Genomic DNA, 19157 nt, shown 5'->3' on the forward strand with positions numbered 1-19157 from the left:
TGAGTTGAAACAAGATACTTGAAAAACAGCGATTATGTGATACAATAAATCATGTGTAAATGTGTCCATTGGAATTCGCACTGAAATGACAGTGCGTTTTTTAAACGGTCAATCACATGAGTTAGCACAATGCTATTCTTAGGAGGTGAGGACAATGGCACAACGCATTCCTCAGGAAGTCATTGAGGAAGTTCGTCACCGAACGAATATAGTAGATATTATTGGGCAGTATGTCCAGTTAAAAAAATCCGGTAAAAATTATATGGGTTTATGTCCGTTTCACGAAGAACGTTCCCCTTCATTTTCAGTAGCAGAAGACAAACAAATTTTTCACTGTTTTGGCTGCGGGAAAGGTGGAACTGTTTTTAATTTCTTGCAAGAAATTGAAGGCATTAGTTTTCCAGAATCCGTGAAACGTGTTGCAGATTTGGAACATTTATCTGTGGACTTTGATTGGTCAGAGCCGCGTGAAGTAGCGGATACCCCAGAAAACCAACAAAGACGGAGTTTGTTACAACTGCATAGTAAAGCCGCAGAACTTTACCATCATATTTTAGTGAATACTAAAATTGGCGAACCCGCATTAAACTATTTATTAGAGCGGGGGTTAACACAAGAACTAATTGAGACCTTTCAAATTGGATTTGCGCCGCAAAAACGTGATTTCTTAAGTCAAGTTTTTAAAAACGAACAACTGGATGAAACGCTTTTTGAGCCTTCTGGGCTGTTTGTCCAAAGAGATAACGGTACGTTTTTGGATCGTTTCTATCAACGAATCATGTTTCCAATTAATGATCCCCAAGGCAATGTCATCGCCTTTTCTGGTCGCTTGTTAAAAACAGCTGATTTTCCAGGGGATGAGATGCCTAAATACTTGAATAGTCCTGAAACAACACTTTTTAATAAGCGAGAAACGCTGTTTAACTTTGATAGAGCCAGAAAAGAAATTCGTAAAGAAAATACGGTCTTGCTTTTTGAAGGATTCATGGATGTTATCGCTGCTTGGCAATCAGGCGTAAAAAGTGGGGTGGCTTCAATGGGGACTAGCTTGACCAATGAACAAATTCGGCGTTTGGAACGGGTCGCTAAGGAAGTAGTTATTTGTTACGATGGCGATAATGCCGGTGTTCAAGCCACAAACCGTGCGATTCAATTATTGCAAGAAAACAGTCATTTTGACTTGAGTATTGTCAGCATCCCTGAAAAGCTGGATCCTGATGAATATGTGCGGAAATATGGCGCAGAAGCTTTTCAAAATTTAGCCAATCATGGCCGAGAAACAGTTTTTAGTTTTAAAATGAATTATCATCGGTTAACTAGAAACATGAATAACGAAAAAGAACAATTGGATTATGTGAACGAATTGTTACGGGAGTTAACCAATGTTCAATCTCCCTTGGAACGTGATCGTTATTTAAACCAAATTGCTCAGGAATTTAAACTTTCTGTTCATAGTTTGGAAGAGCAATTCAATCAATTGAAGCAAGAGCAACGTTCAGTCCAACGGCAAGAAAGGCAACAATTTTATCAAGATGAAATGATGCCACCACCAATGGAAGAACCTGTTTTTGAAGAGAATCACGTCCAGAACAAGTTACCGTTAACACAAGTTCAAAAAGCAGAACGTTCTTTATTATTTCGTTTAATGAATGAACAAGGAGTACGGCAAACCATTCAACAATTGCCAGATTTTTCATTCGCTCATGATGAATACCAAGAATTATATTTCTTGCTAGAAAGTTATGCGACACTGCATCAAAGTTTCGACATTGCCGATTTTATTAATTTCTTGCAAGATAATCAAACCAAACAATTAGCAATTGAAATTGCGTATCAGAATTTATCGGAAGAAAGCTCTGAGCGAGAAGTTGCCGATTTATTACATGTAATTGCCTTATCAAGTATTGCAGAGGCAATTGAGCAGAAAAAGATTCAACAGCAAGAAGCAAAACGAGTGGGCAACCAACAGCTTGAAGCCGAATTAACAATGGAGATTATCCAATTGGCTCGACAGCTTAAAGCTCAACGAACATTTACTTAAGCAATATAATGAATAGAACTAAGCGTTTTGTTCATTTTATTTTGATAAGTCCCAGTGATTTATCAGTTATTTCAAGCGTGAACCGAAAAATGAAGGGGGCCTTCTTTCATGGAAAAAGAAACAAGTAAAAAATATGAAGCTGCAGTGGCAGCATTTATCAAAGAAAACAAGCCTAAAGGAACAGTGGTTTATGATGATTTAGCGAATCAATTAGCCACACCGTATACTTTGGATGCAGAAGCTATGGAAAAATTGATCCAAAAAGTTGAAGATGCTGGTATCAGCGTGGTCGATGAAAATGGAGACCCAAGTGAACATAGCTTGAAAAAAGATGAAAAAGAAGCGGAAAAGGCCCAAGCAGAAGACTTATCTGCGCCAACAGGTGTTAAAATTAATGATCCCGTGCGTATGTACCTAAAAGAAATTGGGCGCGTTCAATTATTAACTGCCGCAGAAGAAGTTGAATTGGCACTTAAAATTGAAGAAGGCGATCAAGAAGCAAAACAACGTTTAGCAGAAGCTAACTTACGTTTGGTTGTTTCAATTGCCAAACGATATGTAGGTCGTGGTATGCAATTCTTGGATTTAATTCAAGAAGGTAATATGGGCTTAATGAAAGCTGTTGAAAAATTTGACTACCGTAAAGGGTTCAAATTCTCTACGTATGCTACTTGGTGGATTCGTCAAGCGATTACGCGGGCAATTGCGGACCAAGCTAGAACGATTCGAATTCCTGTTCATATGGTTGAAACAATCAATAAATTGATTCGGATTCAACGCCAACTATTGCAAGATTTAGGTAGAGAACCAACGCCAGAAGAAATTGGTGCGGAAATGGATTTACCAACAGAAAAAGTTCGTGAAATCTTAAAAATCGCACAAGAGCCAGTCTCTTTAGAAACACCAATTGGTGAAGAAGATGATTCACATTTAGGTGATTTCATTGAAGACCAAGATGCTACCAGTCCTGCTGAACATGCTGCTTACGAATTGTTAAAAGAACAACTAGAAGATGTTCTGGATACTTTAACAGATCGTGAAGAAAATGTTTTACGTTTACGTTTTGGTTTAGATGATGGTCGGACACGTACGCTAGAAGAAGTCGGAAAAGTTTTCGGTGTCACTCGCGAACGTATTCGTCAAATTGAAGCAAAAGCGTTAAGAAAACTAAGACATCCTTCTCGTTCAAAACAATTAAAAGACTTTTTAGAATAAACATACCGTTTAGCGGCTCTTTTCGTGCATGCGAGAAGAGCCGCTTTTGATTTTTAAAAAGTCTCTAAATGTCATTGCTAGTTATTGGAAGAAGGCGCAAGTTGTGGTAAATTAGAAGTAATGGAATATTAGCAGAATGTGAGGCGGAAGAATGACAAAAAAATGTCCGAAGTGCGGGAACGAATTCGATGCAGAATTAACGACCTGCCCAACATGTGGCTATTCACTAACTGACACAACAGTTGATAAAGAAGAAGTGGAAACGACTTCAACAAATATAGATTTTGAAACACAGGAAAATGAACAACACGAAGATCAATTAAATGAGAATATTGAATGGTCTGAGTTAAAAGATATGAGCTTAGGCCATGTGATGGAACTGTTTGGCGAATCACCTGAAGAAGAAAGTAATGATGACAAAAAAGAAGAGTCGATAGAAGATAACTTAATAGTCTCTGATTCAGAGGATGTTTCTGATTCAGAAGCAGTGCTTCAAGAAGGGGCTAGTGAGGAGACTCATGATTCGGTTGAGGAAACGATACCAGCGACAGAAGCGATGCCTACTCATTCAACAGAAGAAAAACTAGCAACGGACGAAGCAGTTAATTTAGAGGAAACAACAGAAGAAACAACTACTGTTGAAGCAGAAACAGCTGAGGTATCTGAGACAGTGAAGTCAGAAGAGGAAGCTTTAACAGAGATTTCAGGAACTGAAGTTATCTCTACCACTTCTGAAGAAGAAATTTTTTCACAACCACCGATAGAAGATCAAGATGTAACACCAAACGAAACTTTGCAAGCTTATATTCAAGCGCATCGAGCAGATACAGAAATGTCTGAAAATCCATCAGAAGAAACAGCAGAGACCCAAGAGTTAGAAAACAGCGGTGAGGCAGTATTAACCCAAGCCGAAACACCAACTGAATCCATTTCAGATTCTGAAGAAGGGTTAACAAGTGCAGCGTCGCTAGAGGAACCGAGCGAAGCTGATACAACCGAGGAAAAAGTTTCAGATTCAGGTGTGATACCACCGATGAATGAAACTGGGAATGCTCAACCAGCGCCTGCTCCAAAGAAACCATCAAAAAAAGTGGCTTTCGTTGCGCTTGCGGTTGTTTTATTAGCTGGAGGTAGTGCTTGGGCGTATCATGATCAAACGCAAAAAGCTGCCGCGCAAGAGGCGGCGGCACTATCCAAGAAAACAGATACGCTGAAAGATGAACTAGCAGCTTTTTATACCACAAAGGAGCAAGTTTTTATTAAACCCGATATGGTGACTGTTAGTCCAGAAAAACTCTCAAAACAAGTCGCGGAAATTAAAGATTCAGAAGAGTATTCTCAATTAAATAAACAAATTCAAACATTGAAAGAGAAACAACAAACCATTCAACAAATCAACCAATTATTTGAGGCCCCGATTGTCAATGGCAATGAGTTGAAACCGGCGATTCTAGCTGCTGATCAACCAATTTCCGTAAAGAAATTAACAGGAAATGATCCGTTTGACCAATTGATGAACCAAGCAATCGATCAAGCGAACCAACAATACAACCAATTACAAAAAGCTAAAAAAGCGGTTGAGGTCATTTATAAAGATGGAAAAACTACCAATCAGCTGAATCGAGACACGTATCAAGCTGCTAAGGCAGAAGTAGATAAAGTAACAAGTGATAAGCTGAAAAAAGAACTGATCAAACAAGTCACGACAGCTGACCAAGCGTTAACCAAGGTTGAAGAAGAACAGAAAAGAATTGCAGAAGAACAAGCTGCCGCAGAGCAAGCAAAACAAGCAGAAGAACAAGCGAAACAAGCTGCTGCCGCGAAAAAAGAGAACGCTAAGAAGGAAGAAACAGCAAAAACAGAAGCGAATGGCTACACGGCACCGAACAGTGACGGGGTGTACACTAGTCCGCTTTATGCGCCAGATGCTACCGATATCGCTGATAGTAGCAATCCAGCGTGGACATGGGCACCAGGTGTGAAAGAAAAAGTCTTAGACACAGTGATTGCTCGTGGCTATGTTGTTCCTGGTGGATATTCTTTAGAACCTGCCAAAATTGTGAATGGCGAAGGTTACTACAATCTTTATGCAACCAACAATCAATCAAAATTATTAGAAGGCACTACAGAGAAAAATGTTCACATGTATTTAGTTACAATCAATGCTAAAACAGGTTGGTTCAAAGGGAACGCTTCTCGTAATGCAGGGCAATAAAAGAAAATAGAAACAATCGAACAAAAGCGGAAATCTTTTGTTCGATTGATTTTCCTTGAGGAGTTAATGATAAATGAGAGAATTACTAGCAACAACATTTACCGGCATTGTGGTCGATGAAAATGAACAATTTTATTTTGTTCAAAAAAATGGCATCACATTCCGTTTAAAAAAAGAAGAAGGTACGCATGCTATAGGGGAGGCTGTAGAAGGGTTTGGTTATTTAAATCAAAAACAAGAGCCAGCACTGACAACTACAATTCCTACTGTGCGCATTGGTAGCTATGGCTTTGGTACTGTCACAGGAACGAGACGTGATTTAGGTGTCTTTGTGGATGTTGGCTTACCAGATAAAGATGTCGTTATTTCGTTGGATGAATTACCAACCATGCGGGAACTTTGGCCTAAAAAAGAAGACCGAGTAATGGTTACTTTAAAAGTGGACAGTAAAGACCGCATTTGGGGCGAATTAGCAGATGAAAAAGTCTTTAAAGCCATGGCAAAACGCGGGAATGCTGAAATGCAAAACCAAAACTTAACTGGGCATGTGTATCGTCTGAAACTTGCAGGAACGTATATTTTAACTGATGATTTATACATTGGATTTATCCATCCTTCTGAACGTTTCCAAGAACCACGTTTAGGTGAAAAAGTAGTGGGACGTGTGATTGGCGTGCGGCCGGACGGCGTATTGAATCTTTCATTAAAACCAAGAAGTCATGAAGTAATCAGCGATGATGCGTTAATGATTCTAACTTTCTTAGAAAGAGCAAACGATCACCAAATTCCTTTCACCGATAAATCAAGCCCTGATGAAATTAAACAAACCTTTGGCATTAGTAAAGCTCAATTTAAACGCGCCTTAGGTCATTTAATGAAACAAAAATTAATTAAACAAGAAGATGGTAAAACAATTCTAATTGGCTCGTTGGAACAATCAAAAGAAAAAAATTAAGGTAGCTAATTGAGAATATCTTGCAAATTACAGTTATTTCTTTTATAATTATTTTAATTTGATTGATAAATTAAGTTTCTTAATTTGTAATCATTCTAAACAAGGAGCTGTAATAATGGATTCGACTGCTGCTTTAAAAAAGACAAAAAAACAATTACATGAATCAGGCTTTAAATTAACACCACAACGGGAAGCAACCGTACTTGTATTATTGGAAAATGAAAAAGATCATTTATCAGCAGAAGAAATTTACTTCTTGGTAAAACAAAAAAGTCCGGAAATTGGTCTAGCAACAGTCTATCGAACGCTAGAAATTTTAACAGACTTAAAAGTCGTTGATAAAGTGAGCTTTAACGATGGTTTAGCTCGCTATGATTTAAGAAAAGAAGGCGCCAAACACTTTCACCACCATTTGTTATGCTTAGAATGTGGCACAATTGAGGAAGTGGAAGAAGACTTGCTTGGTGAAGTAGAGCAAATTGTTGAAAGTCGGTATCATTTTTTAGTCAAAGATCATCGCTTAACTTTTCATGGTATTTGTCAAAGTTGTCAAAGTAAACATTAAAAAAACTGCCTTGCATTAATTTATGCAAGGCAGTTTTTTATTCATTGGAATTATAAATTAGCGAATTTTTCCAATAAGCGAATCATTTGGCAAGTAAAACCATATTCATTGTCATACCAAGCCACAGTTTTCACTAATTGGAAATCGCCAGCTGTCGTTACTTCTGTTTGCGTTGGGTCAAAAATCGAACCTTCTGTCGTGCCGATTATGTCTCCAGAAACAATTTCACGATCATCATAACCGAAAGAAGGGTTATCAATGGTGTGTTTTTTCATTGCTTCATTTACTTGATCAGCTGTTACTTTTGTTTTTAAAATGCTAACTAATTCTGTTAAGGATCCATCCACAACGGGAACACGTTGGGCATGGCCTTGTAATTTTCCATTAAGTTCTGGAATAACTAAGCCAATTGCTTTAGCAGCACCAGTTGAATGGGGAATAGTATTGTCTGCAGCAGAGCGTGCCGCACGAAGATTTCCGCCACGAACAGGGCCATCTAATAGCATTTGTGTTGATGTGTAGGCATGGACAGTTGTCATGGTACCAACTTCAATACCGAATTCATTATTTAAGAAGTAAGCCATCGGTGCTAGACAGTTTGTCGTACATGAACCAGCAGAAATGATTTTATCGTTGTCATCAAGTGTATCATCATTGACGTTGTAAACGATTGTTTTCATTGCGCCTGCAGGAGCAGAGATAACCACACGTTTCACACCTGCATCTAAATGAGCTTGTGCTTTTTCTTCAGAGGTATAAAAACCTGTACATTCAAGCACAATGTCTACTCCGTTTTCTTTAACCCAAGGGATTTTACTTGCATCTGGTTCTGCGTAGACACGGGTTTCTTCGCCGTCAACCACAATGCCATTTTCAGTGGCTGTCACGGTGCCAGGATAGGTGCCATGCGTAGAGTCAAATTGTAATAAGTGAGCCAACATTGTTGGGCTAGTCAAATCATTGATAGCCACAACTTCAATATCATCAGAAACTTCTTTTATTCGGCGAAAGGCTAAACGACCAATTCTTCCAAAACCGTTAATTCCTACTTTGACTGTCATAACAAAAATTCCTCCTTTAGATGTTTGTGTTTCTTTGGACCCTTGCTGAAAAAGTGATTTTCTTCAACTATCTATAGTATGAACCTCTAAAATTTTTTTGTCAAAAGACTGATAGCGAAGCGACAAAAAGAAAGCGAAAGATTCATGAGAAATTTTGCTTTTTCCAACGATAACTAACTAGAATTGCTAGACAAACGGTTGTTTTCCCGATACAATAATAAAGACTTTCGAATCACGCTTTTTGAGGTGATTAAAGATAGTAGAAGTAGAATAGGAGGACAAATTATATGTCCATGTTTTTAGATCAAGTGACGATTGATGTCAAAGCTGGTAAAGGCGGCGACGGAATGGTTGCTTTCCGTAGAGAAAAATATGTACCAGACGGGGGTCCCGCTGGTGGTGATGGCGGTCGCGGTGGCGACGTTGTTTTAGTTGTTGAAGAAGGATTACGCACATTAATGGATTTCCGGTTTAATCGTCATTTTAAGGCGACACCTGGAGAAAATGGTATGAGTAAAGGAATGCACGGTCGTGGTTCAGAAGATTTACTTGTCAAAGTTCCACCAGGTACAACAGTTCGTGATGCAGAAACTGGAGCCTTAATTGGGGATTTAATTGAGAATGGTCAGACCTTAGTAGTAGCAAAAGGTGGACGCGGTGGTCGTGGGAATATTCGCTTTGCTTCCCCAAGAAACCCTGCACCAGAAATTGCCGAAAACGGCGAACCAGGCCAAGAACGTAAAATTGAATTAGAATTAAAAGTTTTAGCAGATGTTGGCTTAGTTGGGTTTCCTTCTGTAGGGAAATCAACGTTACTCTCTGTTATCTCGTCCGCTCGTCCGAAAATTGGTGCCTATCATTTTACGACGTTAGTTCCAAACTTAGGGATGGTGACTACTAGTGACGGTCGAAGCTTCGCTGCAGCAGATTTGCCAGGCTTAATTGAAGGAGCTTCTCAAGGTGTCGGCTTAGGAACACAGTTCTTACGCCACATTGAACGGACGCGTGTTATTTTACATGTCATTGATATGAGTGGCATGGAAGGACGCGATCCTTACGAAGATTATTTGGCAATCAATAAAGAATTGGCTTCACACAATTTACGTTTGATGGAGCGACCTCAAATTATTGTTGCCAATAAAATGGACATGCCTGAAGCAGAAGAGAATTTAGCAAAATTTAAAGAGCAACTTGCGAAGGAACGCACCGATGAGTATGCTGATGAGCTACCTATTTTCCCAATCTCTGGGGTTACTCGTAAAGGTATTGAACCTTTATTAAATGCAACAGCTGACTTGTTGGAAGTAACGCCTGAATTCCCATTATATGAAGATGAAGTGGTAGAGGAAGAAACCGTTCGTTATGGCTTCCAACCAGAAGGTCCAGAATTTACGATTGATCGTGAACCAGATGCTTCATGGGTTTTATCTGGTGAAAAATTAGAAAAATTATTTGAAATGACGAATTTCGATCATGATGAAACAGTAATGCGTTTTGCACGTCAATTACGTGGTATGGGTGTCGATGAGGCATTACGAGCACGTGGCGCGAAAGATGGCGACATTGTTCGGATTGGTAATTTTGAATTTGAATTTGTCGAATAAGCATAAAACCAGTTCACTCAGTGAACTGGTTTTTTATTTTAAAATTAGTATTAAATTAGCGAATAGATTGAAATAATATTTTTAATAGCTTATAATTTTAAATGTAACAAAATAACAAACGAAAGGAGCGAAATTGAAATGGAAAACAATCAAGCAATGGTTCCTAAGTTTTCAGTTAAAAGTGCCGGTTTTCTTTTTAGTATGGGGCTCTTATGTGGTGTCCTGTTGCCGAGTGTTTTATTATGGACTTTCAGTCTGCCGTTTAATATTGGTGCCATGATTTTTTTGCCTGTTGGGATTGCTTTTGCGTTAGCGTATAGTCATTATTTTATTGAAACGAAAACAGGTTTTTGTAAGCGTTTTATTTGGTTGTTTTTAATTTCTCTTATTTTATTAGAGCTTATCTCTTATTTATGGCTGATTAAAGGAGTTATTTTTTAAGAGAAAAACAGAGGAGAGTGTTATTTATGTTAGATAAACTGACTGTTTGGATTGAAAATCATCTAGCTGGACCAATGGCTAAAATTGCCAATCAGCGCCATTTACGTGCGGTGCGGGATGGGATTATTGCGACATTACCTTTAATTATTGTCGGTTCTTTTTTTCTAATTATTGCGTTTCCGCCGTTACCAGAATCTTGGGGCATTACTCAATTTTTAACAAGTAATGCTGCTACAATCTTATTGCCTTACCGAATGACAATGTACATTATGGCGTTATATGCGACTTTTGGCATTGGCGCTAGTTTAGCGAAATCATATAATCTTGATCAAGTCTCTGGAGGGATTTTGGCTACGATTGCTTTTTTATTAACATTAGTACCTGTAGCGATTCCTGAAGAAGCCAGTAAAGCAGCTGGCGTTTCTGGGTTTGTTTTACCAATGGCTAATTTGGGTGGTGCAGGGATGTTTGTCGGGATTGTGACGTCAATTATTGCTGTCGAAATCTATCGAGTGACAGATAAGTCTAAGTTCAAAATTACAATGCCTGATAACGTTCCACCTGCTGTTGCTCGTTCATTTGAATCGTTGACTCCGACGTTAATTGTCATGTTATTGATTGGTTCAATCACTTATTATTTAGGCTTTGATTGGCACACATTTGTAGGGAACTTAGTAGGACCACTAGTTCAAGCAGCGGACTCTTTATTGAGTGTCTTGCTGTTGGTCTTTTTAACCACATTTTTCTGGTTCTTTGGGATTCACGGCGCTTCAATCGTAGGATCGTTGGCGCGTCCTCTATGGCTACAACTATTAGAGGAAAACACGACTGCTAAAGCAGCTGGCGAAGCATTACCTCGGATTGCGGCAGAACCTTTTTACCAATGGTTTATTTGGATTGGTGGTGCTGGAGCCACAATTGGTTTAGCTATATTATTAGCCTTCCGGGCAAAATCAGAATATGGTTCAAAACTAGGAAAAGCTATTTTAGCACCGTCTATTTTTAATATTAATGAGCCAGTTATTTTCGGTGTACCGATTGTCTTAAATCCGATTTTAATGATTCCTTTTATCTTTGCACCAATGGTTTTAGCAACGATTGCTTGGTTTGCCACAAAATTAGGTTTAGTAAGTGAAGTTGTCTTTACCGCTCCTTGGACCTTACCAGGACCAATTGGCGCCTTTATGGCGACAGGCGGCGATTGGCGTGCTGCTGTTTTGAATATTGTTTTAATTCTAGTGGCCATCTTGATTTACTATCCGTTCTTTGTAGCTTATGATAAAAATGAGCTTGCCAAAGAACAAGGCAAACAAATAGAAGAATAAAGAGTGCAGCCGTTTAGTGTCCAGAACAAAAGGTGATGACCTTTTGTTCTGGACCTATTTGTTTATAGGTGATGAAAATTCTCAATTTTTTTGAAATGTATAGAAAATTTTGAGAAAAGAAACGCATAAAAAAGTGTAAAATATTATATATATAATGAAAATGGTTTTCTTTTGTGTGAACATAATAAAGTTATTGTTAACTAAAAGAGAAAAGGGGTATGAAAATGGTTAGAACGAAGGTATATACAAAGGAAAAAATCTTAAACGTAGCTGAAAAAATTTTAGTAGATAAAGGTTTTTCTAATTTAACTGCTAGAAATATTGCAGATACTATGGGGATTTCTACGCAGCCAATTTATTTAGAATTTGTCAACATGGACGATTTAAAACGAACCTTAATTAAATCGTTATTTCATCGTATGCAATTATTTTATAAAGCAGACGTTGGTGCCTCAGACCCAGTGATTGCATTGGGTCTGAACTTTATATTATTTGCCCAAAAACATCAAAAAATCTATACGGCGTTATTTATGAAAGCACATGGTTATGAAGAAGAATTGCAGCAAATGCTTCAAGCTTTTTTTGAAGAGCGTTTATTATTGGATAAAAAATATGTACAAATGGACAAAGGAAAATTTGTCGAATTATTTCCTAAAATGGTGGTAATCTATTTAGGTTTAGCCACAGCGGTTACAATGAAAACAATTGACTTAACTAAGAATCAAGAAATTCAATTATTAAGTCAATTATTGATAGAAGAGTAGTGTTTTGTTATTTATTCAAAATAACAAAAATACGACATAAGTCTGAGAAAAAACTGGTCGTTGCGCCCGAGGAAGGATTGTTTAAAACTTGCTATACTTTGGAAGAAGTAACAGAGAATAATTACTCGGGAGGATTTATGTGATGAAATTTATTAAATTTTTAGTGGTGACAGCAATTGTTATTGGTGGTGGTTTATTTGGGGCCAAGTTTTACGCAGAGAAGAACTCTGGCGAATTAGCTGGTGTGTTAGATCAATTAAATCCATTGGTTAAAGAAGGAAATGTGTATGTTAAAACAAAGAAAGCCGATAGCGTTAATGGCTATGGAATTGCTAGTTATACGCAAGTAGCCGCAGATGAGGAAGGCAAAACGCGAGAAATAACTTTCACAGCGGACCATGAATTAAAAACAGATCATTATCTAAAAGTCTCAAATAAAGGGGCCCACATCAATACGTATGAAGAGGTCAATCAAGACCAAGTACCAGAAAAGGCATTACAAGCGATTCAAAAATAACAAAAAGTCAGAACGTACGCTGAAGATACGTTCTGACTTTTTGTTATTTTTTTGCTTCTTGAAGAATATTGATTTTTTCAATTTTAACATCAGTTTTTGGTTTATCGTTGGCACCAACTTCGACTTTGGCAATTTTATCGACAATATCCATTCCTTTGGTAACTTGACCGAAAACAGTATGTTTTTTATCAAGAGAAGGATAGCCGCCTTTTTTGTAAGCATCAATGATTGCTTTTGGATAATCATCATATAAAAGACCATCAGATTGATCATCTGTATTTTGGACAATAAAGAACTGACTGCCGTTAGTATTAGGTCCTGCATTCGCCATTGATAATGCGCCACGAATGTTATATAACTGGTTTGAAAATTCATCTTCAAATGGTTTATTCCAGATGCTGTTTCCGCCAGTTCCATCACCGCTAGGATCGCCACCTTGGATCATAAAGTTATTGATGACACGGTGGAAAGTCAAGCCATCATAATAGCCATCTTTGGCATGTTTCATAAAGTTCTCGACAGTTTTTGGAGCCTGTTTAGGAAATAGTTTGATTTCAATATTTCCCATTGAAGTAACCATTTGGACTAAGTCTTGATCTTCGGCAACTTTGTCATCTAGTTGTGGTAAATCTAGTGAATTTAAGTCGACCGAATCCTTTGTTTTACTTTCACTGGATTTAGCGACAGAATCACTCGTTGCGGTCGTGCCTTTATTATTGGTTGTGTTACAGCCTGCTAAAAGCAAGGTGAATGCTGCAACTGAAGCAACAGCAAGCATTTTCTTATGTTTCATCTGTTTTCCTCTTCCTTTCACACTGACAATTAGGTTCTTTTTTATCATAACAAAAGAGAAGATAACAAACCAGTGGAATTTTTATAAGATTTCCTATAGGAAAGGTGTAGACCACTTTTGTTTTTTTTGTTACAATGTAAGCAGATACATTATTATGTTTTACAATTTAGGAGGCAATCACATGGGAAAATTAGGTATTTCAATTTATCCAGAACGTTCAACATTTGAAAAGGACAAAGCATATTTGGATTTGGCTCATAAATACGGCTTTAAGCGTGTCTTTACTAGTTTATTGCAAATCAATGATGATCGGGAAAAGGTATTAGCAGAGTTTAAAAAAGTCGTAGATTACGCCAACCAATTAGGTATGGAAGTGATGGTCGATATTAATCCTGCATTGTTCGAACAATTAGGCATCTCTTATGATGATTTATCATTTTTCCATGATATGGGCGCTTACGGTATTCGTTTAGATCTTGGTTTTACTGGGCAAGAAGAGGCGAATATGACAAGAAACCCTTATGGCATTAAAATTGAAATTAATATGAGTTCAGGGACAAGTTATGTAGATAATATTATGGCCTACTCACCAAACACAGAAAATTTACTAGGCTCACATAATTTCTATCCACATCGTTATACAGGCTTAGGCTATGATCATTTTGTTTATTGTTCAGAAAAATTTAGAAAATATAATTTAAATACGATGGCATTTGTGAACTCACACGATGCTACATTTGGACCATGGCCGACACAAGATGGGTTATGTTCTTTGGAAGACCACCGCGATTTAGAAATTGCAACGCAAGTTAAGCATTTAGTTTTAACAGGATTAATCGATGATATTTCTGTCGGAAATGCTTATGCCTCAGAAGCAGAATTAGCAGCAATGGCAGAAGCCTTTCATGCACCGTATCCTTCGATCAAAGTGGATACAGAACCAGAAATCACAGAAGATGAAAGAATTGCATTGTTCGATAACTTACACAGTTATCGTGGAGATCGTTCTGATTACGTTTTGCGTTCAACAATGACACGTGTTTACTATAAAGATCGTCCTTTCCCAGCTCATACAACGAGAGATATTGTTCGAGGCGATGTCTTGATTGACAACGTTGGCTATGGACAATACAAAGGGGAAACACAAATTGCTTTAAAAGAAATGAAAAATGATGGCCGTGTAAATGTGGTTGGTCGTATTTCTGATGACGAACGTTTCTTATTAGAATTTTTGAAACCATGGTCAAGTTTTAAACTTATTGAAAATAAATAATTTTTAGTTTCCTATAAATAGATAAGTGGAGCATAGCGCAAGAGGTAATATTTTTGTGCTATGCTTTTTTTGTCGCAACAAAATTGTCTCATTGTAGTGGTAAAGAAAGATGGCTGAATCTTTGAATGGTAGTTGTCAAAAAAAGGGCGACAACTTATAATGAATCATACAGTTTAAATAAAAGGAGTACGTAGATGAATCGATGGTTAAAAATTTTGATTGCGCTTATTGTAGTAATTGCAATTGGTTTAATTGCGGCAGGCTTATATTTTTATAATTATGCAGTAGTTCCAGGAAAGAAAGACTTTATAAATGAGAATACCCCAGGGTCAAAAGTGGTCCAGACACCTGAAGGCGCGTGGTTTAAAGATGACAAAAATCGACAAGAATGGTCAATTACTTCGGAAGATGGGCTACGTCTAAAGGCCATTTATTTACCAGCCGACAAGAAAAGTAATCGTACCGTTATTATGGCGCATGGTTATATGGGTTCGGCAGAAACGATGTCTGTCTTTGCGAAAATGTATCATGATTGGGGCTACAATGTGTTAGCGCCAGATGCGCGTGGTCACGGAAAAAGTCAAGGAGATTATATTGGGTTCGGCTGGCCCGATCGTAAAGATTATGTCCAATGGATTGAGAAAGTTTTAACCGAAAATGGTCAGCAAGAACAAATCACTTTATACGGTGTCAGTATGGGTGCTGCTACAGTCATGATGACGAGCGGGGAAAAATTACCAGATAACGTGAAAGCCATTGTGGAAGATTGTGGCTATTCTACAGTCAATCAGGAGTTGCAATATCAATTGAAAGAGCTTTTCAATTTACCAAGTTTCCCATTAGTTAATGTTACTAGCGGGATTACGAAACTTAGAGCTGGCTATTTCTTTGGGGAAGCAAGCGCTGTTAAACAATTGCAAAAGAATCATTTACCAATGCTCTTTATTCATGGTGAAAATGATACGTTTGTGCCGTTTAGTATGTTAGACGAAGTTTATAATGCAACCCAAGGACCTAAAGAGAAATATGTCGTGCCTGGAGCAGAGCATGCGAAAGCTTATAATAAAAACCCAGAAAAATATAAGGAAACAGTAGCTGCTTTTCTAGATAAATATATAAAATAACAAATTTATTCTTTACTAATAGTAGCAACAACAAAAGACTTGTTCTTAAGTTAACGACTTAGTGAACAAGTCTTTTGTTGTCAGTTGATTTTTTTTTAATAAGTTGGAATTTACCCATGCAATCTAGGGCATAATCTGATAGGATAGTACTAGAAATGAGGGAAGGATAATGGAAGAACAATTAGTCGATTATTTACACTATTTACAAATAGAGCGGGGCTTATCAAATAACACACGACGGAGTTACGAACGAGATTTAAAAAAATACGTAGCCTTTTTACAAGAACAAGGCCTGCATTCTTGGGACGAAGTTGACCGTTACATGATTACAGAATTTTTGCAATCCCTTCACGAAGAACAGCAAGCTTCAGCAAGTGTGATTCGGATGATTTCTAGTTTGAGAGGATTTCATCAATTTTTACGTCAAGAACGCTTAAGCGAACATAATCCGATGCAACATATTGACTCCCCCAAGAAAGTTCAAAAATTGCCAAGTACATTATCTGTTGACGAAGTGACTCGATTAATTGAAACGCCTGATACAAGTAAACCACTAGGTATGCGGAATCGTGCTATTTTAGAAGTGATGTATGCAACGGGCCTGCGAGTTAGTGAACTAATTGAAATAAAATTAGGGGATCTGCATTTATCCATTGGTTTATTGCAAACAATCGGAAAAGGGGACAAAGAACGAATTATCCCTTTAGGCGATTATGCGATTCAATGGATTGAGCGCTATATGAACGAAGCCAGACCTCAATTGATTAAAAATCATCCGAATGAAACACACCTGTTCGTTAATCATCATGGCGAACCGTTATCTAGACAGGGCATTTGGAAAAATTTAAAACAGATTGTCCGAGAAGCCCAGATAGAGAAAAATATTACGCCGCATACATTACGGCATAGTTTTGCGACACATTTGTTGGAAAATGGCGCAGACCTTAGAATCGTTCAAGAATTATTAGGACATGCAGATATCTCCACGACACAAATTTATACACATATTACCAAACAACGAATGGCAGATGTTTATAAGGAACATTTTCCTCGGGCTTAATTTGCGAGAATGCCCACAAACGAATAAATTTATGGTAAACTAGGAAGTCGAGAAAAGAAAGTAGGTGTCGTTTTTGCAAGAAATTAATTTAAAACTAGATGTCTTTGAAGGACCACTGGATCTTCTACTACATTTAATTCAAAAATTAGAAATCGATATCTATGACATTCCCATTACAGCAGTAACTGAACAATACATGTCTTATATTCATGCGATGCAAACCTTAGAGTTAGAAGTCGCTGGAGAATATCTAGTCATGGCTGCCACCTTAATGGCTATTAAAAGTCAGATGTTGCTTCCAAAACAAGAGCTTGAAATCATTGATGATGAAGATTTTTTTGAAGAGGAAGACCCACGGGAAGCTTTAGTAGCTCAGTTATTGGAGTATCGGAAATTTAAATATGCAGCGACTGTTTTACATGAAAAAGAAGAAGAACGTAAACTCTATTATACAAAAGAACCAATGGATATGGATGATTATAAAGAGGAAGATACAACACTACCGCCTAATCAAATTAATACAATTGATTTATTTCTAGCCTTTCATGCCATGTTAGAAAAGAAAAAAAATCGCCAGCCTGTTGAAACAACTGTTGCTAGTGACGATGTTTCCATCGAAGAAAAAATCACCGCTATTTCAGAACGTATGCGTCAAGTACAGAAAGGGAAGGCAGTGTCGTTTGATTCTTTCTTCGATTCTTATTCCAAACAAGAAATTGTGACAACGTTCATGGCTCTTTTAGAATTAATGAAAACGGGCGTGATTTATGCTGAACAAGAAAATAATTATAGTGAAATTTTGTTATTTAATACAGAAACCCAGCAGGAAGATACAACAGAGGTGGAGGAAACACAGTGACATTAGTTAGTCAAATTGAAGCAATTTTATTTGTGGTTGGCGAAGAAGGAATTGGCTTGGAAGAGCTTGCGTACTTATTAGAGAAGTCAACAGCAAAAACCTATGAAGAATTAACGAAATTGAAAGAACATTATGCTTCTGACAATAAATCGGCGTTAAATATTTTAGAAGTCGGCAATCATTTTGTCTTAACAACGAAGAAAAAATATGCCTCATTACTAAAAAAATATGCGCAATCGCCTATGTCAAACGCCTTATCACAAGCGGCGCTAGAAACATTATCCATTATTGCTTATAAGCAACCAATTTCGCGTATTGAAATTGATGAAATTCGTGGCGTACAGACTTCTGGCTCTATCCAAAAGTTAGTTGCCCGTCAGTTGATAGAAGAAAAAGGCCGCGTCGATGGTCCTGGTAGAGCAATTTTGTATGGCACAACGAAGTATTTTATGGATTACTTTGGGTTGAAAAGTTTAGATGAATTACCAGATATCCAACAAATGGAAGATGAATTAGAAGAAGAACTACCAATGGATCTATTTTTTGATCGTTATCAAGAAACGAACCCAATGTCTGAAACAACAGAAGGCGAGGAAGCTTAAACAATGGAAAGATTACAAAAAGCAATTGCTCATGCTGGGGTGACTTCGCGTCGCAAAGCAGAGGAATTAATTGTCAAAGGTCGCGTAAAAGTCAACGGCCAAGTGGTCAAAGAATTAGGAACACAAGTAAGTAAACAAGATACCGTTGAAGTTGATGGTGTACCAATTTATCAAGAAGAATATGGTTATTATTTATTCTATAAACCAAGAGGGGTTATTTCTGCGGTGTCTGACGATAAAGGCCGTAAAGTAGTAACGGATTATTTTACAGATGTTACTGAGCGAATTTATCCAGTCGGTCGTCTGGATTATGATACTTCTGGGTTGTTACTTTTAACGAATGATGGAAGTTTTTCACAAAAATTAACCCATCCTAAACATGAAGTAGATAAAGTCTACGTAGCAAAAATTAAAGGTGTACCTACTAAACGGGATCTATTGCCATTAGCCAAAGGCATTCGCATTGATGGCAAACGCACAGCACCAGCCAATTTTCAAATTCTTTCAGCGGATATTAAAACAGGTAGCAGTGTCGTGGAATTAACGATTCATGAAGGACGTAATCATCAAGTGAAGAAAATGTTTCAAGCTGTTGGTTTCCCTGTTCAAAAATTAAAACGTGAACGTTACGGTGAGTTGACCTTACAAGGTTTGCGACCAGGACAATATCGTGATTTAACTAAAAAAGAAATCAGTCAATTATTAAATCAAGCTAAATAAGATAAAATGACTCGATCTCTTCG

At 37.6% G+C, this 19157-nt stretch carries 18 protein-coding genes; 16 read left to right on the forward strand and 2 right to left on the reverse strand.

The annotated features are described in order from the left end of the window. The first annotated feature begins 154 nt into the window (after positions 1–154). The 5 genes from dnaG to IGK82_RS06340 all read left to right on the forward strand — a co-directional run bounded on the left by dnaG (position 155) and on the right by IGK82_RS06340 (position 6991). A complete protein-coding gene (gene dnaG / locus IGK82_RS06320; protein ID WP_010709414.1) occupies positions 155–2041 on the forward strand; it encodes a DNA primase in 1887 nt (628 codons plus the stop codon). 108 nt (positions 2042–2149) lie between these two features. Continuing rightward, on the forward strand, positions 2150–3256 hold the full coding sequence (gene rpoD, locus IGK82_RS06325) for an RNA polymerase sigma factor RpoD (protein ID WP_002360364.1): 1107 nt from the start codon (positions 2150–2152) through the stop codon (positions 3254–3256). 151 nt (positions 3257–3407) lie between these two features. Then, complete coding sequence (locus IGK82_RS06330; RefSeq protein ID WP_010709415.1) at positions 3408–5471, forward strand: cell division site-positioning protein MapZ family protein; 2064 nt, start codon at positions 3408–3410, stop codon at positions 5469–5471. A 73-nt stretch (positions 5472–5544) separates the two neighbouring features. After that, on the forward strand, positions 5545–6426 hold the full coding sequence (locus IGK82_RS06335) for a CvfB family protein (protein ID WP_002361792.1): 882 nt from the start codon (positions 5545–5547) through the stop codon (positions 6424–6426). 115 nt (positions 6427–6541) lie between these two features. Continuing rightward, complete coding sequence (locus IGK82_RS06340; protein WP_002357640.1) at positions 6542–6991, forward strand: Fur family transcriptional regulator; 450 nt, start codon at positions 6542–6544, stop codon at positions 6989–6991. Between the two features lie 50 nt (positions 6992–7041). Here the strand turns inward: IGK82_RS06340 and gap are convergent, their stop codons facing one another. After that, complete coding sequence (gap, locus tag IGK82_RS06345) at positions 7042–8052, reverse strand: type I glyceraldehyde-3-phosphate dehydrogenase (protein ID WP_016622414.1); 1011 nt, start codon at positions 8050–8052, stop codon at positions 7042–7044. Between the two features lie 287 nt (positions 8053–8339). On the opposite strand from gap, the gene obgE reads away from it, so the two are divergent. The 5 genes from obgE to IGK82_RS06370 all read left to right on the forward strand — a co-directional run bounded on the left by obgE (position 8340) and on the right by IGK82_RS06370 (position 12703). Next, positions 8340–9656, forward strand: a complete 1317-nt coding sequence (gene obgE / locus IGK82_RS06350) for a GTPase ObgE (RefSeq protein WP_002384537.1) — start codon at positions 8340–8342, stop codon at positions 9654–9656. 138 nt (positions 9657–9794) lie between these two features. Next, a complete protein-coding gene (locus tag IGK82_RS06355; protein ID WP_002363933.1) occupies positions 9795–10097 on the forward strand; it encodes a hypothetical protein in 303 nt (100 codons plus the stop codon). A 26-nt stretch (positions 10098–10123) separates the two neighbouring features. After that, positions 10124–11422 carry a PTS sugar transporter subunit IIC gene (locus IGK82_RS06360; RefSeq protein ID WP_002363934.1) on the forward strand — a complete coding sequence of 433 codons (1299 nt, stop codon included), beginning with the start codon at positions 10124–10126 and terminating at the stop codon, positions 11420–11422. A 218-nt stretch (positions 11423–11640) separates the two neighbouring features. Further along, positions 11641–12186, forward strand: coding sequence for a TetR/AcrR family transcriptional regulator (locus tag IGK82_RS06365; RefSeq protein ID WP_002380280.1), 546 nt, complete (start codon positions 11641–11643; stop codon positions 12184–12186). Positions 12187–12328: 142 nt separating this feature from the next. Next, on the forward strand, positions 12329–12703 hold the full coding sequence (locus IGK82_RS06370; RefSeq protein ID WP_002357632.1) for a YxeA family protein: 375 nt from the start codon (positions 12329–12331) through the stop codon (positions 12701–12703). 43 nt (positions 12704–12746) lie between these two features. Here IGK82_RS06370 and IGK82_RS06375 read toward each other — a convergent pair whose 3' ends face one another. Beyond that, positions 12747–13496 (reverse strand): peptidylprolyl isomerase, encoded by a 750-nt coding sequence (locus IGK82_RS06375; RefSeq protein ID WP_002374887.1) that lies wholly within the window; start codon positions 13494–13496, stop codon positions 12747–12749. A 181-nt stretch (positions 13497–13677) separates the two neighbouring features. On the opposite strand from IGK82_RS06375, the gene IGK82_RS06380 reads away from it, so the two are divergent. The 6 genes from IGK82_RS06380 to IGK82_RS06405 all read left to right on the forward strand — a co-directional run bounded on the left by IGK82_RS06380 (position 13678) and on the right by IGK82_RS06405 (position 19134). After that, positions 13678–14769 (forward strand): DUF871 domain-containing protein, encoded by a 1092-nt coding sequence (locus IGK82_RS06380; RefSeq protein WP_002357630.1) that lies wholly within the window; start codon positions 13678–13680, stop codon positions 14767–14769. A 194-nt stretch (positions 14770–14963) separates the two neighbouring features. Then, the gene (locus tag IGK82_RS06385; RefSeq protein ID WP_002357629.1) at positions 14964–15893 is read left to right on the forward strand and encodes an alpha/beta hydrolase; all 930 of its coding nucleotides are present in this window, start codon (positions 14964–14966) and stop codon (positions 15891–15893) included. A 169-nt stretch (positions 15894–16062) separates the two neighbouring features. Next, positions 16063–16953, forward strand: a complete 891-nt coding sequence (xerD, locus tag IGK82_RS06390; RefSeq protein ID WP_002360354.1) for a site-specific tyrosine recombinase XerD — start codon at positions 16063–16065, stop codon at positions 16951–16953. Positions 16954–17017: 64 nt separating this feature from the next. After that, positions 17018–17812 (forward strand): segregation/condensation protein A, encoded by a 795-nt coding sequence (locus tag IGK82_RS06395; protein WP_002390627.1) that lies wholly within the window; start codon positions 17018–17020, stop codon positions 17810–17812. Further along, the gene (gene scpB / locus IGK82_RS06400; protein ID WP_002357625.1) at positions 17809–18414 is read left to right on the forward strand and encodes an SMC-Scp complex subunit ScpB; all 606 of its coding nucleotides are present in this window, start codon (positions 17809–17811) and stop codon (positions 18412–18414) included. Before IGK82_RS06395 ends, scpB begins: the two co-directional genes overlap by 4 nt. A 3-nt stretch (positions 18415–18417) precedes the next feature. Beyond that, positions 18418–19134 (forward strand): pseudouridine synthase, encoded by a 717-nt coding sequence (locus IGK82_RS06405; RefSeq protein WP_002357624.1) that lies wholly within the window; start codon positions 18418–18420, stop codon positions 19132–19134. Positions 19135–19157 lie beyond the last annotated feature (23 nt).

Origin of the sequence: Enterococcus sp. AZ197, assembly GCF_050556405.1 — a bacterium.
Taxonomy (GTDB): Bacteria; Bacillota; Bacilli; order Lactobacillales; family Enterococcaceae; genus Enterococcus; species Enterococcus faecalis.